Genomic DNA, 371 nt, shown 5'->3' with positions numbered 1-371 from the left:
GGCGCCCGTGACCTTGGCGTCGCCGGCCATGGCCAGTGCGCCGCCGCGGGCGTCGATGGACACCGTGCCCGTGCCGGCCGTGCTCACGTCCACACCCGTGGCCGTGGCGCTGCCCAGCAGCACGCTGCCCGCGGCCTTGAGCGTGACGTGGCCCGTGGCGCTGGCGATGTCGCCGTTGACGATCACGTCACCGCTCGTGGCCTGCAACAGGATGGAACCCGTGCCCGCCGCGCTCACCGCCACGCCGGCCACGCCGGCCACGCCGGCGATGCCGTCGTTGGCCGTGCCGTCGTTCAGCGTCACCGTGCCGCTGGCCACCAACACGATGTGGCCGTTGTTCAGCGACACCAGGTCCGACTGCGCCGCGTCGT

At 73.6% G+C, this 371-nt stretch carries 1 protein-coding gene; it reads right to left on the bottom strand.

Annotated features, from left to right (window positions below):
• Positions 1–371 (bottom strand): hypothetical protein (locus tag SM757_RS35125; RefSeq protein WP_407655837.1); only part of this gene is annotated, 371 nt, incomplete at both ends.

Source organism: Azohydromonas lata (genome assembly GCF_034427735.1).
In the GTDB taxonomy this organism is placed as follows: Bacteria; Pseudomonadota; Gammaproteobacteria; order Burkholderiales; family Burkholderiaceae_C; genus Azohydromonas; species Azohydromonas lata.
The sequence above is the reverse complement of the archived record's forward strand: the minus strand, read 5'-3'. Positions and strand labels throughout refer to the sequence as shown.